The organism is Bacteriovorax sp. DB6_IX (genome assembly GCF_000447775.1).
In the GTDB taxonomy this organism is placed as follows: Bacteria; Bdellovibrionota; Bacteriovoracia; order Bacteriovoracales; family Bacteriovoracaceae; genus Halobacteriovorax_A.
In genome coordinates this window covers 1-22,907 of the sequence record NZ_AUNJ01000491.1, presented here as the reverse complement: position 1 = coordinate 22,907, position 22,907 = coordinate 1, and the positions used below count along the sequence as shown (strand labels likewise).

Annotated in this window: 23 protein-coding genes and 2 tRNA genes; 13 read left to right on the top strand and 12 right to left on the bottom strand. The window is 37.9% G+C overall.

Annotation, left to right across the window (positions count from 1 at the left end):
* Positions 1-156: 156 nt before the first annotated feature.
* Entirely contained in the window at positions 157-990 is an 834-nt protein-coding gene (locus tag M901_RS15460; RefSeq protein ID WP_034722633.1) for a lipopolysaccharide assembly protein LapB, read from the bottom strand.
* 1 nt (position 991) lies between these two features.
* Entirely contained in the window at positions 992-1,201 is a 210-nt protein-coding gene (locus tag M901_RS17870) for a hypothetical protein (RefSeq protein ID WP_021279131.1), read from the bottom strand.
* A 431-nt stretch (positions 1,202-1,632) separates the two neighbouring features.
* Between M901_RS17870 and M901_RS15450 the strand changes: the two genes are divergently transcribed.
* Positions 1,633-2,769, top strand: coding sequence for a hypothetical protein (locus M901_RS15450; RefSeq protein ID WP_034722631.1), 1,137 nt, complete (start codon positions 1,633-1,635; stop codon positions 2,767-2,769).
* A gap of 255 nt (positions 2,770-3,024) precedes the next feature.
* Here M901_RS15450 and M901_RS15445 read toward each other — a convergent pair.
* Positions 3,025-3,102, bottom strand: a tRNA-Glu gene (locus M901_RS15445).
* 43 nt (positions 3,103-3,145) lie between these two features.
* Positions 3,146-3,222 (bottom strand) — tRNA-Lys (locus M901_RS15440).
* Positions 3,223-3,431: 209 nt separating this feature from the next.
* On the opposite strand from M901_RS15440, the gene mtaB reads away from it, so the two are divergent.
* Complete coding sequence (mtaB, locus tag M901_RS15435) at positions 3,432-4,745, top strand: tRNA (N(6)-L-threonylcarbamoyladenosine(37)-C(2))-methylthiotransferase MtaB (RefSeq protein WP_021279137.1); 1,314 nt, start codon at positions 3,432-3,434, stop codon at positions 4,743-4,745.
* Between the two features lie 32 nt (positions 4,746-4,777).
* On the opposite strand, the gene M901_RS15430 is transcribed toward mtaB, so the two are convergent.
* Positions 4,778-5,326, bottom strand: a complete 549-nt coding sequence (locus M901_RS15430; protein ID WP_021279132.1) for a hypothetical protein — start codon at positions 5,324-5,326, stop codon at positions 4,778-4,780.
* A gap of 292 nt (positions 5,327-5,618) precedes the next feature.
* Between M901_RS15430 and M901_RS15425 the strand changes: the two genes are divergently transcribed.
* Both M901_RS15425 and M901_RS15420 read left to right on the top strand, forming a co-directional pair.
* Entirely contained in the window at positions 5,619-6,236 is a 618-nt protein-coding gene (locus tag M901_RS15425) for a hypothetical protein (RefSeq protein WP_369793760.1), read from the top strand.
* Positions 6,237-6,304: 68 nt separating this feature from the next.
* Entirely contained in the window at positions 6,305-6,553 is a 249-nt protein-coding gene (locus M901_RS15420) for a hypothetical protein (RefSeq protein WP_021279127.1), read from the top strand.
* On the opposite strand, the gene trxC is transcribed toward M901_RS15420, so the two are convergent.
* The 3 genes from trxC to M901_RS15405 all read right to left on the bottom strand — a co-directional run bounded on the left by trxC (position 6,543) and on the right by M901_RS15405 (position 9,532).
* On the bottom strand, positions 6,543-6,983 hold the full coding sequence (trxC, locus tag M901_RS15415) for a thioredoxin TrxC (protein ID WP_021279130.1): 441 nt from the start codon (positions 6,981-6,983) through the stop codon (positions 6,543-6,545). The genes M901_RS15420 and trxC overlap by 11 nt on opposite strands.
* A 327-nt stretch (positions 6,984-7,310) precedes the next feature.
* Entirely contained in the window at positions 7,311-8,585 is a 1,275-nt protein-coding gene (locus M901_RS15410; RefSeq protein WP_021279126.1) for an adenylosuccinate synthase, read from the bottom strand.
* Entirely contained in the window at positions 8,585-9,532 is a 948-nt protein-coding gene (locus M901_RS15405; RefSeq protein ID WP_021279142.1) for a hydroxyacid dehydrogenase, read from the bottom strand. Before M901_RS15405 ends, M901_RS15410 begins: the two co-directional genes overlap by 1 nt.
* Before the next feature lie 63 nt (positions 9,533-9,595).
* Here M901_RS15405 and M901_RS15400 point away from each other — a divergent pair, with 63 nt between their 5' ends.
* Both M901_RS15400 and M901_RS15395 read left to right on the top strand, forming a co-directional pair.
* Entirely contained in the window at positions 9,596-10,246 is a 651-nt protein-coding gene (locus M901_RS15400) for a phospholipid scramblase-related protein (RefSeq protein ID WP_021279148.1), read from the top strand.
* Between the two features lie 71 nt (positions 10,247-10,317).
* The gene (locus tag M901_RS15395) at positions 10,318-11,028 is read left to right on the top strand and encodes a transglycosylase SLT domain-containing protein (protein WP_021279146.1); all 711 of its coding nucleotides are present in this window, start codon (positions 10,318-10,320) and stop codon (positions 11,026-11,028) included.
* Here M901_RS15395 and M901_RS15390 read toward each other — a convergent pair.
* A complete protein-coding gene (locus tag M901_RS15390; protein ID WP_081653489.1) occupies positions 11,025-11,597 on the bottom strand; it encodes a dCMP deaminase family protein in 573 nt (190 codons plus the stop codon). The genes M901_RS15395 and M901_RS15390 overlap by 4 nt on opposite strands.
* Positions 11,598-11,695: 98 nt before the next feature.
* Between M901_RS15390 and M901_RS15385 the strand changes: the two genes are divergently transcribed.
* The 4 genes from M901_RS15385 (at position 11,696) to M901_RS15370 (ending at position 16,500) form a co-directional block, all read left to right on the top strand.
* Complete coding sequence (locus M901_RS15385; RefSeq protein WP_198295419.1) at positions 11,696-12,226, top strand: hypothetical protein; 531 nt, start codon at positions 11,696-11,698, stop codon at positions 12,224-12,226.
* Between the two features lie 73 nt (positions 12,227-12,299).
* The gene (locus M901_RS16870; protein ID WP_021279141.1) at positions 12,300-14,342 is read left to right on the top strand and encodes a methyl-accepting chemotaxis protein; all 2,043 of its coding nucleotides are present in this window, start codon (positions 12,300-12,302) and stop codon (positions 14,340-14,342) included.
* A 72-nt stretch (positions 14,343-14,414) separates the two neighbouring features.
* Entirely contained in the window at positions 14,415-15,989 is a 1,575-nt protein-coding gene (gene murJ, locus M901_RS15375) for a murein biosynthesis integral membrane protein MurJ (protein ID WP_034722625.1), read from the top strand.
* 64 nt (positions 15,990-16,053) lie between these two features.
* Positions 16,054-16,500 (top strand): hypothetical protein, encoded by a 447-nt coding sequence (locus tag M901_RS15370; RefSeq protein ID WP_021279143.1) that lies wholly within the window; start codon positions 16,054-16,056, stop codon positions 16,498-16,500.
* Positions 16,501-16,555: 55 nt separating this feature from the next.
* Here the strand turns inward: M901_RS15370 and M901_RS15365 are convergent, their stop codons facing one another.
* Positions 16,556-17,113: a hypothetical protein gene (locus tag M901_RS15365; protein ID WP_021279129.1), complete on the bottom strand. Its 558-nt coding sequence runs from the start codon at positions 17,111-17,113 to the stop codon at positions 16,556-16,558.
* A gap of 173 nt (positions 17,114-17,286) precedes the next feature.
* On the opposite strand from M901_RS15365, the gene M901_RS17655 reads away from it, so the two are divergent.
* Complete coding sequence (locus M901_RS17655; protein ID WP_157680068.1) at positions 17,287-19,032, top strand: hypothetical protein; 1,746 nt, start codon at positions 17,287-17,289, stop codon at positions 19,030-19,032.
* Positions 19,033-19,107: 75 nt separating this feature from the next.
* On the opposite strand, the gene M901_RS16865 is transcribed toward M901_RS17655, so the two are convergent.
* On the bottom strand, positions 19,108-19,524 hold the full coding sequence (locus tag M901_RS16865) for a hypothetical protein (RefSeq protein ID WP_021279149.1): 417 nt from the start codon (positions 19,522-19,524) through the stop codon (positions 19,108-19,110).
* Positions 19,525-19,573: 49 nt separating this feature from the next.
* On the opposite strand from M901_RS16865, the gene uvrC reads away from it, so the two are divergent.
* Positions 19,574-21,469, top strand: coding sequence for an excinuclease ABC subunit UvrC (uvrC, locus tag M901_RS15350; protein ID WP_157680066.1), 1,896 nt, complete (start codon positions 19,574-19,576; stop codon positions 21,467-21,469).
* Between the two features lie 7 nt (positions 21,470-21,476).
* Here uvrC and M901_RS15345 read toward each other — a convergent pair whose 3' ends face one another.
* Positions 21,477-21,689, bottom strand: coding sequence for a hypothetical protein (locus M901_RS15345; protein WP_021279133.1), 213 nt, complete (start codon positions 21,687-21,689; stop codon positions 21,477-21,479).
* A 318-nt stretch (positions 21,690-22,007) separates the two neighbouring features.
* Between M901_RS15345 and M901_RS15340 the strand changes: the two genes are divergently transcribed.
* Positions 22,008-22,703 (top strand): hypothetical protein, encoded by a 696-nt coding sequence (locus tag M901_RS15340; RefSeq protein ID WP_021279136.1) that lies wholly within the window; start codon positions 22,008-22,010, stop codon positions 22,701-22,703.
* Positions 22,704-22,907 lie beyond the last annotated feature (204 nt).

The following is a 22,907-nucleotide window of genomic DNA, read 5'->3' as shown; positions in this document are numbered from 1 at the left end:
ACACTAAATACGAAGTGGAAAAATAATATTTCTCCCAACCTCAAGCTTTCAAAATCAAGCTCCGCAAGTAATAATAGCTGACTAGACATAGAAAAAGCCTGAAGAATGAGGCAAAGATAAATTAGTGAGACAGCATTTATTGTTCTCATAATACACCTATCTAAGAAATGAGAGCGCTATATTGGTGAGATAAGACTCTCTTATCGAGTTTGCTAAATCAAAGTGTTCAATGGCTTTGTCTTTATCGTTTAGCTTCATATAATTTGCTCCAATATTATGGAGCGCCCTTCTTTTTTGTTCATTGTCAGAAGTGCTTGCGATGATGTTCTTTAGGTATAAGATCGCTTTTTCATGCTCTCCATTGTCATACATTCCAACATCCTGATCCCCATTCTTGATTCCTAAATAGTAGCTAACAGAGGCATTCTTTTTTGATGAAAACAAATCATTAACAAGCTTTGTCGTGAAATACTCTGCTACAAACAATTCATGCTCTTTTTGTTCTTCAGTGTGTTGTCCGAGAATTTTGGTGTTTAGGCTTCTCGAAAGATTGTATTCTTTTTTGAAGAATATGTGTCCCGTAGTATTGTTAACGATGGTAAAGAATACTTTATATCTTAAGACCCTACAGTAGGTCTGTGAACCACATGTACCATCAAAGTGATCTGTTATCATGTGAGTTTTTAAAACATTAAACCTTTCTGTATTGAAACCATTTCCCCCTTTTAGTTTATTTTTATAAATATCACTGGTACTTTCAAAGGCCCTAAGTGTGACATCTTTTTGCCTAAGTAGACCAGACTCAAGCTTTTCAAAGAAGTATGATGGGACAGTATTGTTGCTTCTATCCACCTGAATCTTCACCGCCTGACCTGGTTTAAAGATTGGTGCCAATTCAATCACATGACGTCTAGTCACATATGTCTGAGCGCATCCTTGTAAAAAAAATAATACTGACAATGTCACTAGTCCGATAATTTTGTTTCTCATATTACTCCTCTCTTGTATTAATTTTTGTATATATTCCTTTTTGATAGCCTTGATTAAATAGTTCTGAGTCGTCATCGGTAACACGATCAAGCTCAAGCTTTTCTTCACCTGTTATATCGTTAAAATAGGGCGGATAGAAAAGTTTTTCCGTGTGTATCTCAGTAGAGTCTGAGGGCGAGTGATTCCACTCATATCCCTCTGGTGGTGACACTTGTTTGATAATGTCCTCTTCAACTATTGTCTGGGAACTGCATACAGCTTCCTTGGAGTTAGTATCGGAGCGTGCACTACTGGTTGAAATATCAAATATCTTCTTAACTTAGAAAAACTATCCTCTAGAGTAAATATTTTTCCTTAACCCATCAACAACTCAATTCTAGTGTAAAATAACAGCTAAGAATAGGGTAGTTAATACTTCGTGGTTCGTACAAATAGGTTGCTAATTCATCCTATCCTTGACACTGTAGGGGCTTTTTTTATTCTGCACACTTTCATGACCAATAAAGAAATCTTGATTAAAGAAATTCTCTGATTAAGCAGACAAGTATTTGTATTGTTTAAGTATTCGAGGGAATTTTGGTCAATAGAATCATCTTTTACAGTTGGGCATACATACAGCCATTAATTGGCTTTATTGTAGGTATGTTTTTAAATGAGGTCTCTCCCGGAAAAGATATATATCTCAAAACTGGACTCTGGAGTCATATTGTATTTACGATCTTAACAACAGTTATTCTCATAACCGAGAAGCCTGACGTTTTCAAAAATCACCGACTCAACGAAATTGACTATATTCTTTACCTAATCATCTCTAGCATGGTGGCATTTTTCACAACTATTCTATGGTTCTTAACAATACCTCTTTATTTCTTATATCTCGGAATAATATCTCTTCTTTTCTACACGAAGAATGAGCCTACAATCAAAGAGCAAGGTAGCCTACAGTCAAATACACCAATACCTACTGAAGAAAAGAGCAATGTTAAAGCCGTCAGCAGAACTAAAAAAAAACTAAAGCGAAACATCAACTACCCACGACTTATAGGGGTTCTTGGAGTCCTTTCAATTCTATATTACATTTTCATCCTTCCAGATTACTATATTACTGAACTAAAAAAAATTGATAGTGGCATGTATTTCAACGGAGAAGTTTATCCACCTTTAGGAACAGAATACACAACTAAGAAGCCATTGTATGCTATTGATAATATGCCCCTAACAGAGGAAGTCTCAGATTATATTAGGAGTAATTCTTACACAAGAACTAAAGGTGATTCCCTACTAAGAGAACTAAGAAACTCATGTTCAGGATGTCTTCGTTACGATCGTATCATTACGCCAATACGAATCTCTTATGTCCCTGCCGGAACAAAGCTAATCATTAAAGACTATTTTGCTTACAACCACCGAGGACTTGCTAGAGTCTTCAACTCTGCAAGTGTAACAACTGTTCTTGAAGATCAAAACGGGAAAACATACGAAATTTCTCCTCTTGGGATTAAGCTACGAATAAATGCCGGAATAAGCAGAGATGAGGAAGATATTGTTAAACTACAGAACAAATCAATAACGATAAAAGGCTGTACCGAAATGTGGTCTGAAATCAAACACTTTTCAAAAGCACTAAAACTCACAGACGCTGAAGCCACCCTCACGAAGATTCCAAATGAGGATTGTGGAACACTTAAGTTTTTAGACAAGTCTGCTCAAAACACTTTCCTGTACTATAGGGATGAATTGTTCAGAAGAGACTTCAAGCTAGAAGTTATTGTGAACTAATCCTTACTCCACTCTCAATCTCCAACTTCTTCTAACTTAGAAAAACTATCATCCAAAATGAATATTTTTCCTTAACCCATCAACAAATCAATTTTAAATTAAAATAACATCTAAGAATAGGGTAGTTAGTACTTAGTGGTATGTTTAAAAAGGGTGCTAATTCATCCTATCCTTTTTGAAATGTGCGAGAAAAAGCGTGCAAACTAAAGTGTAGATAATAAAAAAGCCAGACTAGGTCTGGCTTCTTTATAAACTTGGTACTCCCAAGGGGATTCGAACCCCTGTTACCGCCGTGAAAAGGCGGTGTCCTAGACCAGGCTAGACGATGGGAGCGTATCTTTAATTCCTGGATTTTTACCTAGCAGAAGAAGAAAAATGGTGATCTCGCTGTGACTCGAACACAGGACCCTCTCCTTAAAAGGGAGATGCTCTAACCAACTGAGCTACGAGACCGTTTTGTTTTTTGCTGTCATCTGTTTTGGTGAAATTGAATTTAATGGAATCAGGCTGTGAAGTCAATACTATTTTTGAAAAAAAATGAAAAAAGTACACTTTTTTATATATCCAAAAAGTCTTGTTTAGAAAGACTAAATTTTTCAAGCTCTCTTGTCACGATGCGTACTTTCAACTATTTTAGGCGAACTTTATATATAGAGGTTATTTTGCAAAATACTAATGATACTCAATTAGACACATCTAAAAAGAAAGTTGCGTTTCACACGCTTGGATGTCGTTTGAACTTTTCGGAGACGGGAACTATCTCACAAGGTTTTGTGGATAGGGGTTATGACGTTGTTGAGTTTGGCGATCAAGCAGATGTAACTTTTATCAATACTTGTACTGTGACTGACGGTGCAGATTCAACTTGTCGTAATTTGATTCGTAAGGCCCACAGAGCTTCTCCTGAGGGGAAAATTGTCGTAGCTGGTTGCTATGCTCAAATGGATGCTCCAAAAATTGCGAAGATGACTGGGGTAGACCTCGTTCTTGGGACAAGTGAGAAGTATAAAGTTTTTGAATACCTAGAAGAAGATGAGGTTGATTCAATCCATATTGATAAGACAGCTGACTTCTATGGAGCTTCGACATCTTCTGTTGAAGGACATACTCGTGCATTTTTAAAAATTCAGGATGGATGTAATTATGTTTGCTCATTCTGTATTATTCCTTTTGCTAGAGGGAGATCAAAAGCTCTTTCTATTGATAAGGCCCTTCAAGAGGCCAAGAAAGTTCTTGCTGATGGATTTAAAGAAATCGTACTGACAGGTGTAAATATTGGTGAGTATGAATCAACAAGTGGTGAGAAGCTTTCTGACCTAGTTAGAGAACTTTTAAAGCTTGATGGACTGGAGAGGCTAAGACTTTCTAGTGTTGAGCCAAATACGATCACAGATGAGCTTCTAGAGGTTATGAAGAGTTCACCAAAGTTTCTTGATCACTTCCATATTCCTCTTCAAAGTGGGAACGACGATATTCTTACTTCAATGAGAAGAAAGTATCGAGTAGAAGATTACAAGAGAATTATTAATAAGATCATTACAGCTTTTCCTAATGCGGGAATTGGGGCCGATGTTATTTGTGGATACCCTGGTGAGACTGATGAGCAATTCCAGGACACATTTGACCTAATGAAAGAGCTTCCACTAACTCACTTTCACGTTTTCCCATATTCTAAGAGAAAGAATACGACGGCAGCGAAAGTTGATAATCATATTCAACACCCTGTGAAGAAGAGTCGTGTTAATACTTTAAGAATGCTTGGGGAGTCTAAGCTGAGAATGTTTGGTGAAGATCAGATAGGAACTCAAAGTGAAGTGCTCTTTGAAAGAAAGAATAAGGCCGGACTTTGGGAAGGTTATACGACAAACTTTGTGAGAGTTTATGTAAGCTCTGATGAAGATCTTAAAAACCAGATTCGCTCTGTCTACTTAGATAGAAGTGAAGAAGGAAAAGTCATTGGACAACTATTAAGTTAGAAATAAATAAGGCCTCGATAGAGGCCTTTTTTTTATTCAAAATAAATGAATAAACTATTATCGTCTTCGCAGTATTGTTGAATATAGCTTCCTTCTACTTCAGGCGCAGAGAAAATAATCTGACGACAGAATTTGCCATCAATTTCCACAATCTCAACTTCCTCATTGAAGTATCTTTCACAACCATTCTTAGCGTGAGGAAAATCTGGTCTTCCACTATAGACTGATCTGTCTACAAGTCCTGGTTGGCCACGAACATCTGGTCTTAAATGTGGATGACCTTTTTTCATTGTTTGAATTTCTTCTCTATTAAACTTCTCTGACATAAAGCCCACTTCTTGAAAGCGTGAACCACCATGGCAGATCTCTTCTTGATACTTAATCTTTTGCTTTTGAAATTCTTTGGCGCAGTTAAGAGGTTCTTTCTTACTTCTTTTTGATTTACCTGTAAGCTTTTTCTTTAGCTCCATGTGAAGCAGTACTTTCTGGGTTGGAGACATATTCTCAAACCAGTTAGCGTTGGCATTGGTGACAATGGCCATTGATAAAATCAGTGATGTAAGTAATAAGAAATTTTTCATAATCCTCTCCCTGGTTTTTATATTGCGAGAATTATGCCAAAAAAGTATCGTGATTTTAGCTGGTTAGAGATCGTGTTCTGTAAAAAAAATTGACACTGAACTGACAATTGTTAACAAACTCCTAACTCTTCAATGACCAACTTAACAATTTAATTGGCTAATCTAGTTTTCGTACTAAGCAATTGAGCTTAGGCGAGGAGACAGAAGATGCGTATGAAGATGATTAAGCCAATTTTGATGACATCACTACTTATTTGCTGGAACAGCTTATGCTAAGTCGGGGAATAAGAAGATTAAAAAGAGTAATAAGTGTAAGACCCTGAAAGGGTGCACAAATGTTGCTAGTCGTATTCTAGGACAGAACTACTTCTTTTCTAAGGATTTAAAAGGTGAGGTCGTTTTAACTAAGGACTTAACTCTTAATAAAGATAACGCTGAAAACCTCTATACTGAGTTTTTAAATATACATGGTTACACACGAGTTGAAGTGGGTGAGAAGACTTTTAAAATTTTACCTGCAAGAGATATTAGATACACACCAACGAAGATGATTCGTTACACGGCTAGCGAGCCAAATGCTATCCCAGCCCTTTCTGACTATTATATGGTCACCTTTAAATTAAAACATCCTGACAATGCGAGAAGTATCTCTCGCGCCTTTAGACCGTTCATGTCTCGCTACGGTAGAATTATCGATGCGAGTAGAGCCGGATCCCTGATTATTCAAGACACTGGGAAGAACTTAAGAAGACTCGCTAGCCTTATTGAAGAAGTCGACAAACCCATTACTGATGATATGCGTGAGCAAAGAGAAATAGAAGCGAAACGTAGGCACGAAATTGAGCTAGCGAAAGCCAGTAGTTGTAGCTCAAAAGGAGGTCATAACCATCGAGAAAATAAGCGAAAGTAGATTTTTGACAAAAGTTTAGTGAGAAGTGAGGCGATAATGTATATATTAAAATTTCAAGGGGATTAGTTTTGAGATTAATTATCGCTTCATTTCTCACAGTTTTAACATTAAATACCTTTGCCTTTGAGGCAGGATCTAAGGATGTTGATAAAATGGTCGATGCCTTAGTGAAGACAGGTATGATTCAAGCAGATAAAGCCGAGATGGTTAGAAAGCAAATGAAGAGCATGACTGCTGAAGACTGGAAGAAAGCAAACGAGATGGCCAAGAAATTCCAGGCCAATCCCGAGTTACTTAAAAACGCCGCTAAGAAATAATTTTAAATTTTGAACTCAGCCATTGTCTGAGTTGATCGTAGTTGAGGGCTCCACTTATGGAGTCAACAATTTTCGAATCTTTAATGAGAACAGTATTCGGTATTCCTCTAATTCCAAGTCTTGAAGCAAGTTCGACTTCTGTTTCTGTATTTACTTTTAGAAACTGAACTCTATCTCCAAATTCCTTAGATACCATTTGAAAAGTCGGTCCATATTGCTGACATGGTCCACACCACGAAGCCCAGAAATCAACAAGAATATAGTCATTTGAATTTCTTAAAATTTTATCGAAAGCTTCTGTTGGAACTTCCTGTACAAAGTCATGTAATTGAATTTGACCTTGGCATTTTCCACAGAGGGGAGTTTTCTCTTTTACTTTTTCAAAAGGCACTCGATTAAGTGCGGAACATGAATGACAATAACAAAGCATAGTCTCTCCAAAATTAAAGTTGCACAAGATTATAACTTTGTTTTAGTGAATATAAAAGTAAAGGCCCTCGTCTTGAGGGCCAGTACTTTGAGAGAGATCTTTAACCATCTGTCTGCGAAGAATCTGATATAGTTGGTGGTTCGGTTCTTATGTCTGAAGTCTTATCCATACCACCACACGCATGTGCAGAGACAGTTAGGAAGATTGTGACAATTAAAGCTAGTATCTTCATGATAAGCTCCTTGCCATTATTATAGCGCTTAATTGAATTTGAACGGGTTTTATTTGAAAAACATGGGCCAGTGTTTGGCCCATGTCTATAGTCGATTAATTATTGAAGTAATCTTTTAAGAAGGTGATTTCACTTCTCTCTGGACCATAAGCAATGATCCCAACTGGAATACCAATTTCTTCTTCGATAAAAGAGATATACTCTTTTAACTCTGGAGATTGTTCACCTTTAAAGTCATCAGCAAATGGCTTCATATCTTTGTAAACAGGCTCAACTTTTGAAAGGTCAATTCCTGGATATGAACAATCTAGTTCACGACCTTCATACTTGTATCCTGTACAAACCTTTAGTTCATCCATACCGCTTAGAACATCAAGTTTTGTGAGAGCAATACTTGTGAGGTTTGATGATTTAACAGCATACTTAAGAAGAGGGATATCTAGCCATCCACATCTTCTCTTTCTTCCTGTTGTTGCACCGAATTCACCACCCTTTGTTTGGATAAATTCACCTACATCATTGAAAAGCTCTGTTGGGAAAGGCCCTTCACCAACTCTTGTTGTATAAGCTTTTGTGATACCAAGAACTTCTTCAATCATTCCTCCTGGAAGTCCAGCTCCAGTGAAAACACCTCCAACTGAAGTATTAGAAGAAGTTACAAATGGATAAGATCCGTAATCGATATCGAGGAGAACACCTTGTGCTCCTTCAAAAAGGATCTTCTTGTTTTCTTGGCGACACTGATCAAGATAACTAAATGTATCGCAAACAAACGGAGCGACACTCTTTCCAAGTTCGAAGAGCCTCTTGGCTTCTTCTTCTGCAGAAGGGTAGTCACAGTTGTAAAGATTTTTGAAAAGTGATTCTTTTTCAATGAGATTTGATTTTAGTTTTTCAAGAAGTAGATCGTAATCTAGTAGGTCTTTAAGTTTGATACCTTTACGACTGATTTTATCTTCGTAAGCAGGTCCAATACCTTTTCCAGTTGTTCCAATTTTAACTGGTCCCTTAGCTTCTCTTTGGCCATCGAGTAGTTTGTTATAGAAAGTGATGACAGAACAGTTTCCAGAGATTCTTAATCTCTCTGGAGTTACATTGATTCCTGATTTTTCTACAGTTGCTAATTCAGTGTTGAAGGCCTCTGGGTCAAAAACAACCCCGTGACCAACGACTGACGTGCAGTGATCATGTAGAATTCCTGATGGAATTAGGTGGAGAACAATTTTCTTGTCTCCTACAATGATAGTGTGTCCTGCATTGTTACCACCTTGATAACGAACAACGACGTCACATTTTAATCCAAGAAGGTCAGTGATTTTTCCCTTACCTTCATCCCCCCATTGTGAACCAATAATGGCCAGTGATTTCATTACGCTCTTACCTCGTTTAGAAGATTATTATTTAAAAAGAATTCTCTTAATTGATGAACGGCCATTTCTCCTACTCTTAGTTGTGCTTCTTCAGTAGCAGCACCTAGGTGTGGAGTAAGAACGATATTATCTAGCTCTCTTAATTTACTATCGGCTTCAAGTGGCTCTGTTGCAAAAACATCAAAACCTGCACCTCTAATTTTTCCTTCTTTTAAAGCTTCATAAACTGCATCCTCATCTGCAATACCACCTCTTGCAGCATTGATAAGAATAGCGTGTGGTTGCATTTTTGAGATCATCTCTTTTGAAACGAGTCCCTTTGTTGCATCCATTAATGGAGTGTGGATTGTTATAATGTCACACTCAGAGAAGATTTGTTCAACAGTCTCTGCTTTTTTACAGTAAGGCATATCACTTGATTCGCAGAATGGGTCGAAGAAAAGAACTTCTGGTTCAAAACCAGCAAGTCTCTTAGCTACTATTTTTCCAATTTGTCCGAATCCAACGATTCCAACTTTCTTATTGGCCAGTTCATTTCCTGTGAATTTAGATTTATCCCATCCTCCACTTTTCATTGTCGCACTTGCCGCAGCTGTCTTTCTTAGAACAGTCATCATTAAGGCAATGGCATGTTCTGCAGCAGAGTTATTATTTGCACCAGGTGTATTAGAAACTTTGACATCTCTATTTTGACATTCAACTTTATCAATATTGTCAGTCCCTGCACCTGCTCTAATAACGTATTTTAAATTTGGAGCGAGGTTTAGGTATTCTTCTTTAACTGATGTGGCTGATCTGATGACGAGTGCGTTGGCTTTAGGTAGTAATTCTTTGATTTGGTCTTGGCTTAGTTTTGGTTCTGGATGGACGTCGAATTCGGTTGTGCTTTGTAATGATTCGAAAATCGTCTTATCCATACCGTCACAAACTACGATAAATGGTTTCAAGGTGGGCCTCCCGTGTGATAAATTGACGTGAAGATTATATGATGAAGCAAAGGAACATGTAACGTGGAAAATGAGAGAATTAGGTCTTTTTTTGAAGGGGCTGAACGATTATTTATACGTCAGGTCAAAGAATGGGGTGAGATACTCATTGGGCTTGAAGGCAAGAATAAATATCAAGTATTGAATGACCACGGAGACCAAGTTGGTTTCATCCATGAGCAAGGCTCGGGGATAATGACATTTGTGAAGCGTGTTTTCTTACGCAACCATCGTCCACTCGAAGTTAATGTTTATAATAAGGCGGGAGAAGTTGTTTTACACCTCTCCCGTGGATTCTTCTTTTTCTTCTCTGATCTATATATTACAGACCCAACTACTGGAAAGCTCATTGGAAGTGTTCATGAGAAATTCTCATTCTTTAGAAAGAAGTATGAACTTTGCGACGAGAATGGAAGGGATTTCGCCTATATCGATTCTGGTTTCTTTAATTTCTTTAAATTCGATATCACGACAATTGAAGGGAGAAAACTTGGAAGTATTAAGAAGAAATGGGGGAATCTGCTCAAAGAATTCTTTACTGATGCAGATACCTTCGGTGTTGATATCTCCTCTGAGTTAACTCTTAAGGAGAAGTCATTAGTCTTTGCCACTGCGATTATCGTAGATTTCAATCACTTCGAAGATAATAGTAAAGAGATTGGTCTATTTGATTAAAAGACTCAGATAAAAATCGAATATTTTGCACTGCGTTGTTTTTGGTAACCTTGGACCTTAAACTAAGGTTTATGAGAAATATAAAAATAGCAGTCTGTATTCTGGCCACCCAGTTTATCGCGGCTTCCGCTAATTTGGAGAGACCGTTTGGGTATTTTGTTAGTCATAAGAAATTGATTAAGTCCTACGTCTGGAACTCTAAGCCGGCAGATGTCGAAGCCTTTGCTCGTTACATCCAAGATAATGGTAAGAATGTTTCAACGTCTGATACCCTCGATATTGCAGAAAGCGTTATTCGTTCGGCTTCTTGTTTTGAAGTTGAACCAAGAATCTTTCTGGGTCTAATTCGACTAGAGTCGGCCTATCAGATCAAGGCCGTCAGTCCTACCGGAGCAGTTGGTCTAACTCAATTTACTTCAATTGGCGCACGAGAGATCGCTGATCAGTTGGGGCAACGTGGTCCAGACTACGCTAATCCGAATAACACAAAGTACTTCAAAAGTGTGGTTAGAAATTGTGTTGATAAGAAATGGAAGAATATTTGGGATAGGGCAGGCTCGAGTTGGAAGAGTCAGAAGAAGCTCTTCTTAAGAGATATTAAGTTAGCGACGACATATGGAGCGATGCTCTTAAAGCTTTATTTGGCCAGGCACTACACCGAGGGCGATATAAAGCAAACTTACTTTAAAGCGCTTCGTGATTATAATGGAGAGCCAGGAGATCGTAAGATCTGGTACGCTAATAAGATTCTTGGGTATTACGAGGACCTTAGTAAGGATTAATTACAACAACCTTTTTGCAAGTGGAAGGCCTCTTGAAAGTGAGTCGTTAGATTCGTAAGGATTGATTCATCTAAACTAAGAGGCCTGTACTTGATACCTGTTAGCTCGAAAATTCTCTTTGAAATTCTATTGGACTCGGTTCCTTCGTGCTTATCTTGAAGAAAGACAACTTCACTTACTTTAGACGAGGCTAGAAGTTTTGCGCATTCGTGACATGGAAATAGTGTCACATAACAACGAGAGTTTGCTAGTGGTCTTGTCGAGTGGAGAATTGCATTGGCCTCGGCATGAACGACATAACCGTATTTTTGAAACTCGAGAGAAACAGACTTGTCTTTTCCCCATGGAAGTTTTTCTTCATCAATTCCTGCGACAAATCCGTTGTAACCAAAAGTGATCTGGTGGTTATTTTGATCAACAAATACACAACCTACCTTCGTCGCAGGGTCCTTGCTTTTAAAGCTTGCCATGATGGCCTGAAGCATGAAATATTCGTCCCAATTTACAGGCGATTGTGCTGGGACAAAATTAACTTGAGCTTCTTCTGATTGTGTCATGTCGTAATTCATGGGCTTAAGATAGGAAATTCGTGAGAAATTGGCAAAAGAAATTAACTTACATTCTAATTAGTTCCGTAATTATAGGGGCTTACATTTTCTTTTCAAGAATGGTCAAGAAGCAACCTGTAGCAGCTCATGAGCTGACTTCGAAAAAAGCAACTACCAAGCTTATGGCACATATGGGACAAATAGCTGATTCAAAAGAGACTAATATTCAAACTGAAGTACGAAAGCTACAAAATTGTCTTGAGCAAAAGCTTAAGCTCTCTGAAGTTGTTATGGAAGAAGTTTTAGCTAAGCTAAATAACGAGCGCCCTGCTTGGGAGAACCTTCACTTTAAAAAGAATTCTCAAATCTATCGATTGAGAGAGTTTAATGATGATGGACCAAATGGCGATATTAGGAAGTTGGTTCTCTATAAAGAAGACGCGGATAATTTTCCCCACATTGAAGAAGTTTTTGCTAAAGATCTTGTTGAGAAAAGAGCGCTGATTCTAAGAAATAGTGAACCGATACACAAAGAAGTGGCATATATCCTAGATCTCGAAGGACGTAATTTCTTTATTGAAGTGGTAAATTCTAAACTCAACCGTTTAGAAATTAATAATATCAACGCTTTAGAAACCTGTAAGTATTAATAAAATTTACTCATATTTTTACGAACTCATTCCGTTAAGATTTATAGTGCATAAATAGGAATGGGGAAAATTCATGAAAATTTGGAAGAGACTTTCTTTTAGAAAGAAAACCGCCTTGTCATTAGGACTGGTTTTTATTGTAATGTCAGCTTCACTTGGACTCAGTATCTTTGGGGCTAATAAAATCGCAAAAGATTATGATCAAGCAGTAACTGTTGAAATGGAACTTAGAGATAAGCTAAGGCAAGTCAACTCTGAGATGCTCATGGCCAGAAGGCATGAGAAGGACTTTCTTTTAAGAGGTGATGAGAAGTATATCAAAAGACATGCTAAAACGGTTTCGGAATTAGCTACGCTGGTTAAATCCTTAAAGGGGGTTTCTCCAAAACTTGTTTCTGATCAAGATGTCGAATCTCTATCAAAAGCTTTAAAAAAGTACGAGAAAGGCTTCGCTGATGTTGTTAAGACGATTGAACTTGAAGGCGATTCTAAGAGTGGTTTTCGTGGAGAGCTAAGAAGTATCGCCCACAATATTGAAAAACTTATAAAGAATCATAATCTTGGAGCGGTGGCGACAGTTGAACTTCTTATGTTAAGACGCCACGAAAAAGATTACTTACTTCGTAGAACTGAAAAATACCATAATAAGGTCAATAAGAGATTAGAGACTATTCAAAAACTCGTTATGTCTTTAACAACAGATGCAACTATTGTTACCTCTTTTGAAAAGGAGCTTCAAGCTTATAAGGCGAGTATGCAAAAAATTGTCGACAACGATAATAAACGTAAAGACGTTATTTCTGGTTTTAGATCAGATATTCATCGTATTGAAAAGATCACGAAATCTGATATTAAGAAGGTGACAGATGATATCAAGGTTCTTGTTACCGATTTAAATATTCTAAAAAATGCAATCGTGACAAGTATGTTCATTGCTGCTGCAATTGGTTTGACGACGCTAATTCTTGTTATTGCATTCTATTTTAATATCTCAAAAGTCATTAGTAACTTAACAAATAATCTTAAGCAAACTTCAGCGGAAACTACTGAAGGAAGTCATGAACTGAAAGAAACAGCAGATGGTTTATCTTCTTCAGTTTCTGAGCAATCGGCGGCTATTCTTGAAACAGTATCAACTCTTGATGAAATTCGAGAGATGATGAAGAAGAGTGTTGATAATGCCAAATTCTCTGAAGAGAAAGCACAACATAGTCACGGTGTTGCGACAGAGGGGAAACAAGCGGTTTCTCAGGTTGTGAGCGCAATTAATGAAATTAGCAGTTGTAATAATGATATTACAAATCAAATGGAGAAGACCTCTAATGAGCTGGAACAAATTGTTCAGGTGATTAAAGAGATTTCTGAGAAGACTAAGGTTATTAACGATATTGTTTTTCAAACGAAGCTTCTGTCATTTAATGCTTCTGTTGAGGCGGCAAGAGCTGGGGAGCACGGTAAAGGTTTTGCCGTTGTCGCTGAAGAAGTTGGAAACCTCGCTTCGATGTCTGGTAATGCTTCTAAGGAAATTGAGGAGCTTCTCTCAAATAGTGTCAATAGAGTTGAGGCGATCGTAACAGACTCTAAAACAGAAGTTGGAAAGCTTGTTGATATGGCCAAGAATAAAACTGAGTATGGAGTTGAAACAGCTCAAAAATGTGATGAAGTTCTCGATAGTGTTGTTTCCAATGTTGCTCAGGTTAAAGATCTTATGAGAGAAATTGCCGGAGCGGCAAGTGAGCAGGCCACTGGGGTTGAAAATATCTCTCAGGCCATGAATGAATTAGATGAGTCAACGCACTTAAATACTAATCTTGCTAATAATACAGCAGTAAACTCTGCGCAAATGGCGAAGCAAGCATCTGATTTAGATGAGATTGTAGATTCTCTCGAAATGATTATTGGGGGAATGAAAAATGGGCAAGCTGTATCGCAGGTTAAGCATGACAATGTTCTTTCAATGAAGAACAAGAGATCAGAGACGGCGGATGAGATGACTTCGCCTGAGAATAGTGCCACTGACTTTTCTGACTTTGATGACGGTGATGCAAAAATGGTCGTAGGAAGTTCTGTTCCTGATTTACCATCTAAAGACGATGAAAGATTTGAAGATGTCTAAATAAAAAGAAGGCCACGGAATGTGGCCTTTTCCTTTCTTGTCATAGGGTTTCTTGCAAGGCAAAATACTTCTATGTCTAATAAAAGAAGCTTTCTAATTTCTTCTCTAAAAATGGGAGTAGCTACCTTATCAAGTCGTGTGCTTGGATTTGGTAGAGAGATTTTACTCGCTCAAATTTTTGGGGCCTCTGGATTAACCGATGCCTTTCACGTGGCATTTCGTATTCCCAATATGCTGAGGGACCTCTTCGCTGAGGGGGCTTTTTCTTCAGCCTTTGTCCCTATTTTTACGCAAACTAAAGGGGAAGGGGATGAGAAGGCCAGAAAACTTCTATGGTCAATGTTTATTGTCCTTCTTGCACTTACTGGTGTGATTAGTTTGTTGATAATATTTTTTGCTCCCGAAGTTGTAGCCTTGATGACTAATGAGCTTTTCACGAAAGACAAAGAGCGATATGAGATCACTGTTCTTTTAACTAGGATCATGGCTCCATTTCTAAGCTTCGTCTCACTAGCCGCTCTTTTTATGGGAGTCCTAAATACTTATAAGATGTTCTTTGGCCCAGCAATGGCCCCGGCGACATTTAATGTCATTATGATATTAAGTATGATTTTCTTACCAAATTATTTGGAGAGCAGAGGGCTGCACCCAATCTCTTCTCTAGGTTTTGGTGTCTTTGTTGGCGGCTTAGTTCAAATGCTTATTCAAATCCCGATGTTAAAGAGCAAACAGCTTCTTCAATATGCTGGAGTAAAGTTACGCTCTCCAGAGGTAAAAGAAATTTTGAAGAGAATGAGTATCGGAACGATTGGTGTCGCGGCGACTCAGATCAATCTTCTGGTCACAACGTTTCTTGCAACAGGAACAGTAGTGGGAGCTGTTTCATGGTTACAATATGCCTTTAGGCTCTTTCAGTTTCCTGTGGGGATCCTCGGGGTTTCAATTGGAAATTCAAATCTTGTCCACTTCTCTGAATCGTGGAAGTCTGGAAGAAAGCAAGAGGCCATAAATGGTCTACAGACAAGTTATCTCACAAGTTTATTCACATTGATCCCAGCCCTGGCCCTTATTTATGCACTGGCAAAAGATTGTGTTGTTATTTCATTTGAGCGTGGAGCCTTTTCTGCTAAAGATACTGAAATGGTAATGGCCGCATTAAAAGCTTACTTAATAGGACTTCCTTTTTACGGTCTTTATAAGGTTTTTTCTCCAAGTTTTTATACTTTAGATCGTCCTAAAATCCCGGTGATCATTTCTTCTATTGCAGTCTTTGTGAATATTATTTTCTGCATTAGCTTAATTGATCAGTATGGTTTTCAAATATTGGCCTTTGGAACAAGTCTTTCAATGATCTTTATTATCTTAGTTCAGTCTGTTGTGCTGACAAAGGTTTTAGACCTAAGACTTAACTTCTTCTTTCCTTTGAGGTTTTTTAAAATTTCTATTGCTGGTGTGGTCTGTTTCTACGCAACCACTTGGGTGAGACTTGATCTATTTCAACCAAACTATGACACAGTGTGGTTAACTCTTGTGGCTTTTTCAACTTCGGCCCTCTTTGGTGGTTTGTCTTATTTAATTACCCTGTGTGTCATGGGGGATTATAAATTAGTGGCCAAGTTTTTTGGGCGTTTCTTAAAAAGAAAGTAAGTCTTTTCTTGCTAGTTGGAACGCAAATAGTTAAAATTTTAATGATTACTAGTTGGAGATCTATATGAGAACAAACTTTGAAACGCTTGAAACATTAGCGAGCTACTCTATTAATGGGCTTAAAGAGAATGGAGTCATCGAATTTGACGTAGCAAACAGAGAAAAACTTATTGAAGCAATGGCAACAGAATTTGGTGTATCTCTGGCAACAGATGAAGATATCAGAGATCAGGCCATTGAAGAAGTTGAAGATAAGATGGGGGTTGAGAACCTTCCTGAAGATGTTACTGAATCAGAAATGTTTAACCACGCAAGAAAAGAGATCATCAAATCTTTTAGTGGGGAAAATATTGGTGGTCTTTACTTAGTAGAGTCACTACATGAGATTGCAAATAGAATGACATCATTCCTACTAAACTGTGATCTTATCGATGATGTTTTTGGAAGTGATGAAGATATTCATGCATACTTTGTGTCAAATATCAGAGCTTTTAATCCGAAAAAGAATTAAGAAAAAGAATTATAAAGAATTATAAAGAAAATAATTCTCATAACAAAAGGCTCACCTAGTGAGCCTTTTTTATTTTCTGAACCTTAGAAATTGTTTGTTCGAAAAATGGTCCTTCTAATAGTCCATTTAAAATAGAGCTTCTACTCTCTAAGTAGAGGTGTCCTCCCTCTCCCTGAATAATAAAGGCATCATAATAGACTCTATGTTCTTGAGCTTCTGTTGCTGTTCCCTCAATTCTTAAGGCCTCAACCCCTTGCTCGTGAATATCAACTAAACTACTTGGTGCTTGAATGATTGAAGTATCTTCATCAAAAACGAGTTGTCTATTAACGGCCATCTTTTCAAATGTATCTTGGAGATCCCCTGGTGGGTTAGGGACCCAGTGAAAGTAAGCTCGCCAGTCATAGCGAGTATCAGTTCTTTCAAACTTGAGTAGGTTGTCTTCATCTTGAGTCATTGTCCACCATCTCGGGATGGTAAATGAGAAGCCATGGAACTCAAGAATTTTTCCTGTACTTAAGGCCTCGACCTTTTCGTTCTTAATAACAAAGGCCGCATAGGTTGCAAAAAAAAGACATAGGATAAGCAATATCCACCAAATTGTATTAGGCATGGGCCGAATTTAGCGTTTGGTTGTCATAAAGTAAATGAGTTAGGTCAGAAAAGCGTTCATTTTAAGATGTAATTTCAGCTAGTTAATGAAATTATAACTTTTTTGTTCAAGTTTTCATTAATCCTTGTCGATAAACTAGTGAGTTATAATGTAGTTGGAGACTAGAAATGAAAATGAAAAAGACACTAATGGCACTACTACTACCATCTCTGTTAGCGCAAACCGCAGCTCATGCTGATTGGACAGTTTGTGAAGAGATCGATGCAGCAGGGTACGAATCCGAAGCCTCGATGTGTATGAAGAGATACGTCAATGAAGAATATGGAAACGATGGTTTTTGTATTGAATGTCTTCCTGAAGCTCCAGAGAGAACTGCATGGGATAGTATTTCTGAGATCGCACAAGTGGCATTACCTTCATTAGCAATGTTTGGTTCTGCTTATGTTGGTGCAAAGTATGCATATAAAGGTCAAAAGGCTTGGGCCAATGCTTACGAGGGTGGGATTAGATCTTGTCACGGAGCAATTGGAGATTTTCAGGCCTACAACTTAGAACGTGGTGCTAATGCCATTCTTCCAAAAGAACAAACTTCTATGCTTGCTCAGTGTAACGGTTCCTCTATGGGGATGTATGCTGGAGGATTAGGTCTTACTGGTGGAATGTATGGTGGCGTTGGAATGAACCCATTTATTTCTGGTGGTTATACTGGAGGATTTCTAGGTGGAATGACTGGTCCATATTTTGGTGGTGGAGTCTCTGGCGGTATGTATCCAGGAATGGGTGGTATGTACGGTGGAGGTATGTACGGCGGTGGAATGTATCCAGGAATGGGTGGACAAATGGGAGTTGGTGGACAAATTAACATCAATAACCCTTGGGCCGCACTCGCTGGTGGAGCACTTGCTGGACTTCTTACTGGTGGTGGACTCTACGGAAATATCAATGTTGGAATGGGGGCCAATCCTTATGGAAACATGGGAATGGGACCATATGGAATGTACGGAAATATGGGGATGAACCCATATGGAGGTATGGGCCTTTATGGAAATATGGGAATGAATCCATACGGAATGATGGGAATGAATCCATATGGAAATATGGGAATGAATACTGGTTTTGGTCTTAATGCCTCAATCGGAAATCCTTATGGAATGATGGGAATGAATCCATATGGTATGGGAATGAATACTGGTTTTGGAATCAATGCTTCAATTGGAAACCCATATGGAATGATGGGGATGAACCCATACGGTATGGGAATGAATACAGGAATAGGACTTAACACAGGTATTGGAATTGGTATCAATACAGGTGTTGGAACAAATATGGGAATGGGACCTTGGGGTAACGGAAGTGGAAACTGGGGAGTCAATGGATCTCTAAATGGATCGATGGGACCTTGGGGGGCAGGATCTGGAAATGCCTCATGTATGTGTATCTCAGCGCCGTGTAACTGTGGGAATACTTTCCCTGGTGGAAATGGACAACTCAATCCAAACTGGCAATGGGGAGTTAACGGAAACGGTGCCTTTGGACCAAATGGAAATGGAGCAGCTTGGGGGATGAATACTTATCCTTGGCAAGGTGGAACTGGACAATGGAACCAAGGTGGAGGTTGGCAAGCTCAAATGCAAGCTCAGGCCTTTGCAAATGGTCTTAATAGTGCTCAAGGACAAGCTTCAGCACAAAGACTTTATGGTAACCAACAAGGTAATTACTATGCTAACCAGGCCCTATATCAAAACGTCGTTAATGCTCAAAGAGACGCTTATAGTGGTCAAATGGGAGCTGCCTATAATGGATATGGTTCAATGGGGTATAACTCTGGTATGAACTATGGAGCGATGGGTGGATTGAATGCTAACTTTAGCATTGGACTTGGAGCTAATGCTGGAGCAGGTTATAGCTGGACACCATAAACGAAAAAATAAATAACAAGCATAAAAAAAGGACACGTACTGTGTCCTTTTCTTTTTTATAGAATGTTAAATCTTTTATTTGTTATGGATTAGAACTCTAATATCTTTTTGGAAAACAACTTCAATCTTATTATTGTCGATATGCTTATCAACAACACCTTCACCAAATTTTGGGTGATCGATAAATTGACCAATTTCAAATTTCGTTCTGATTGAGTATGGTGCTGCATCTTCAGTTTGCTTGCTCTTAGCTTCATCCCAAAGATTCATAATTTTTTGTTCGGCAGAAACTCTTGGCTTTCTAGTTGTTGATTTCTTTCTAGTTGCCGTAGCAGCTTTTTTGATTTTAAATGCGTGAGTTGACTTACATGTCTTACACTGAACTTTATATGGCGTTACTTCATCTCTCATGGCGACAATGATATGAGCAAGCTCAAGTTTACATTTTGAGCAATAAGTAACAATTTCTTTTCCAACGCCAAGTTTAGACATGATTTGAATCCTAAGTTAAAATTTTATTAGAAGTGTAAGGGTACGGTTTGTGAGCGATAAAGTAAAGACGGAACGCATAGGAAAAAAACAACAGGAGCTGTGGGAAAAGGCTAAAACCTTACCGCAAAAACCTGGTTGTTACTTGATGAAAAGGTTTCGTGGCGAGACTGAAGAAATTTTATATGTAGGTAAGGCGAAAAACTTAAAAAATAGGGTTACATCTTACTTTAATGGATCAGCGAAGTCGGCCAAAACAGAAATTCTTGTCGGTCATATCAATGATTTTGATTTTATTATCACGGATAATGAGGCCGAGGCCTTTGTCCTTGAAAATAATCTTATAAAGAAACATGCCCCCAAATATAATATTCGTTTAAAAGACGATAAGTCTTATCCTTACATTCAAATAGATTTTAATGAGCCCTTTGCCAGGCCTCAGTATACGAGAAGGCCAAGAAGCGGAAAGAATCAGAAGCTCTACGGGCCCTTTACAACAGGAAGTAATATCTCTCAGGTTTTAAGAATTCTTATTAAATCTTTTGGCTTAAGAGATTGTAGTCTTTCTGAATTTAAGAGAAGAAAGAGACCTTGTTTACTCTATCAAATGAAGCAATGTAGTGCTCCTTGTGTCGATTATATTTCTCAAGTCGATTACGACAAGGACTTAAGTAATATTTCTTCTTTCTTTGAAGGGAAAACTGACATTGTATTCAAAGAACTAGAAGCACGTATGTTTATGGCCGCTGAAAGAGAAGAGTTTGAACATGCGGCAATTATAAGGGATAGCATAACAACGCTCAAAGAATTTACTGAACAATCGTTTTCACAGAATGTCGAAACAGAGACAGAGAGAAATGTCGATGTTATGGCCTACCATATTGGAGAGTTTGAAATTGATATCTCCGTTTATATGATGAGGGCAGGAGTTTTACTTGGTCATAAGAATTATCACTTTCAAAAAGGTGATAATGAAGCTGAAAGTGAAGAACTATTTTTAAATTTTATTTATCAGTACTACACTCAGAGTGCAGAATCGCTGCCTGATAAGGTTGTCCTAAAGCTGAAGAAGAAATCATTTGATTTAATTAATGAGGCCTTTAAGAATACTGATAAAATGAAGCTTATCGCAGTTAAGCCACTTGGTATGACTAATAAGTTGTATCAGTTAACGGAAGATCATGCGAAGGAGCATCAGCGTTTTAGACATATCAATCAAGACTCTGTTTGGGTTGGTCTTAATAAGCTAAAAGAACTCTTGGGAACAAAAGAAGTTCCAAAGTTATTAGAATGTTATGATATCGCTATTTGGCAGGGACAATCTCCAACAGCATCACAAATTGTCTTTGATGAAGGAAAGCCTGATAAGAAATATTATCGTTATTATCACCTTGAAGAAAGAAAAGAGGGAAATAACGACTTCGCAATGATGAAGGAAGTTCTAACGAGAAGACTAAAAAAAGGGCGCTTACCTGATGTCTTTGTTGTTGATGGTGGAAAGGGACAGGTGAACTCTTTCTTAGCTGTCCTACAAGACTTTGGTCTTGAAGAAATCCCTGTTGTTGGTATTGCAAAAGAGAGAAGTGGGAAGGCACAAAGTTTTAAAGACTCTGAAGTGGCTAAGTCGGAAGAAAGATTGATTATTCCTAATCGATTAAATCCCTATATTTTAAAGAGGTGTCCGTCTTTAATGAGAATACTTGTTCAAATGAGAGATGAGGCCCATAGATTTTCTCGTAAGCTTCACCACAAAAAAGAACATAAGAGAGTTCTTGGTTCTTGGTTTGAAGATATTGAAGGTATTGGAAAAGTAACATTAGAAAAAATTCGTTTAAATTTAGATGTCTCTCTGGAAGAGATGAAGAAATTAACTATTGATGAATTGAGTTCGAAGTTTGATATAAGTAGTGAGATTGCATTGAAGATAAAAGAAAAGCTGTCTAAGTAGACAGCTTTTAATTTAATGTATGAATTTTCTTTCTATTTCCATGGCCACAATCTGGGCATCTAGAGTTCTCTTGAATACAGAGATTTTTATAATCAGAAAGATGTGTGTGAATCATTTTAGCGTTGCATACCTCACATTCATTAATAATCTTGTCAACTTGGTTAGCATCCCCGAAATACTCTTCAAAAGTCTCAAATTTAAAATCAGAATCGAATGTCATTGTGTCTCCATAAAAATAAACTATAAGTTTCAAGAACTTTCACATACCTGTTCGTCAGCAGGCATTGCTTCTTTACGAAATGATGTTTTTTTGAGAAATTGGGGATAAATCTTCCTTGGGGAAATTTTTGCATGAGGAAATAGATGAAAGATCTTTCAAGTTTTATTAACAATAACAAAGGCTTAGAGGCTACTTCTGATAAGGCACCAACTTATCTGGCAAAGCTCTTTTCTAAGTCACAGTGGTTACTAAACTTCAAATGCTCCTCTAGCAAGCACTAAGAGTGAGTCCATACCTAAAAAGCATCACGAAGTTCCTGTGAAGTCTCCTGAGGCACCTCAAAAGGTCGTAGCGAAAGTAGCTGTAGAGAAACCTAAACAAGTGACACCTGAGCCTCCAGCGCAAGTGTCAAAGCTTTCAGAATATGCTTCCAAAGAGCCTGTAGCAAAAGAAGGTCAGCAGGTCTCAGTAAACTTTGAAGTCGCTAAAGATTACAATGCTTATCTCAAGTCATTTTGTCCTACTTGGTCAGTTGATAGTATCGTTGGAATTGATTCCTTCAATGAGAGAATTGATGTTCTCTTTTTAGGTCTTGATGAATTCAGTGAAAATGATCTTCCCGAATCAACACCTTTATCTTTAATTGAAAGTGATCAAGATCTTCTAGGTAAAATGATTAAGGCCATGAATTTGGATCAGGGGAGATTCCTTCGTTTACCTCTTCTTAGCGGAGACAAGGAGTTGGAATTCACCGTGGCGGCAATTCAATATTTTAAACCGAAAGTTGTTGTTCCTCTGGGAGCGCACTCAACAAATATCATGCTTGAGAAGAGAGTTAAGCTATCAAATGTTCATGGGCAGTTTGAGAAGAAGGCTTATCTAGTTAATGGCGAAGATATGATTGTTGAAGTTGCACCATTATTTCACCCTCAACTGTTGGAAATTAATCAGAGTATGAAGAGAACTGCTTGGATTGATATGCAGAAGGTGATGAATTTTGTCGGAAATAACTAGCTAGTTGAGCAAAGTAAAAATATCCAGTAAAATATTCTAAGAGACTTAAGACCATGATGGTCAGGAATTAGAATGAATCTAAAAGTATTATTATCAGCTTTTGCTTGTAGGTACTTCCTATGGAAGTATTTCTACATATATACCGTCTAAATCTAAGACGAATAATCATCAGAAAATTAAAGTTTCGAATCGCTAAGAATTTAA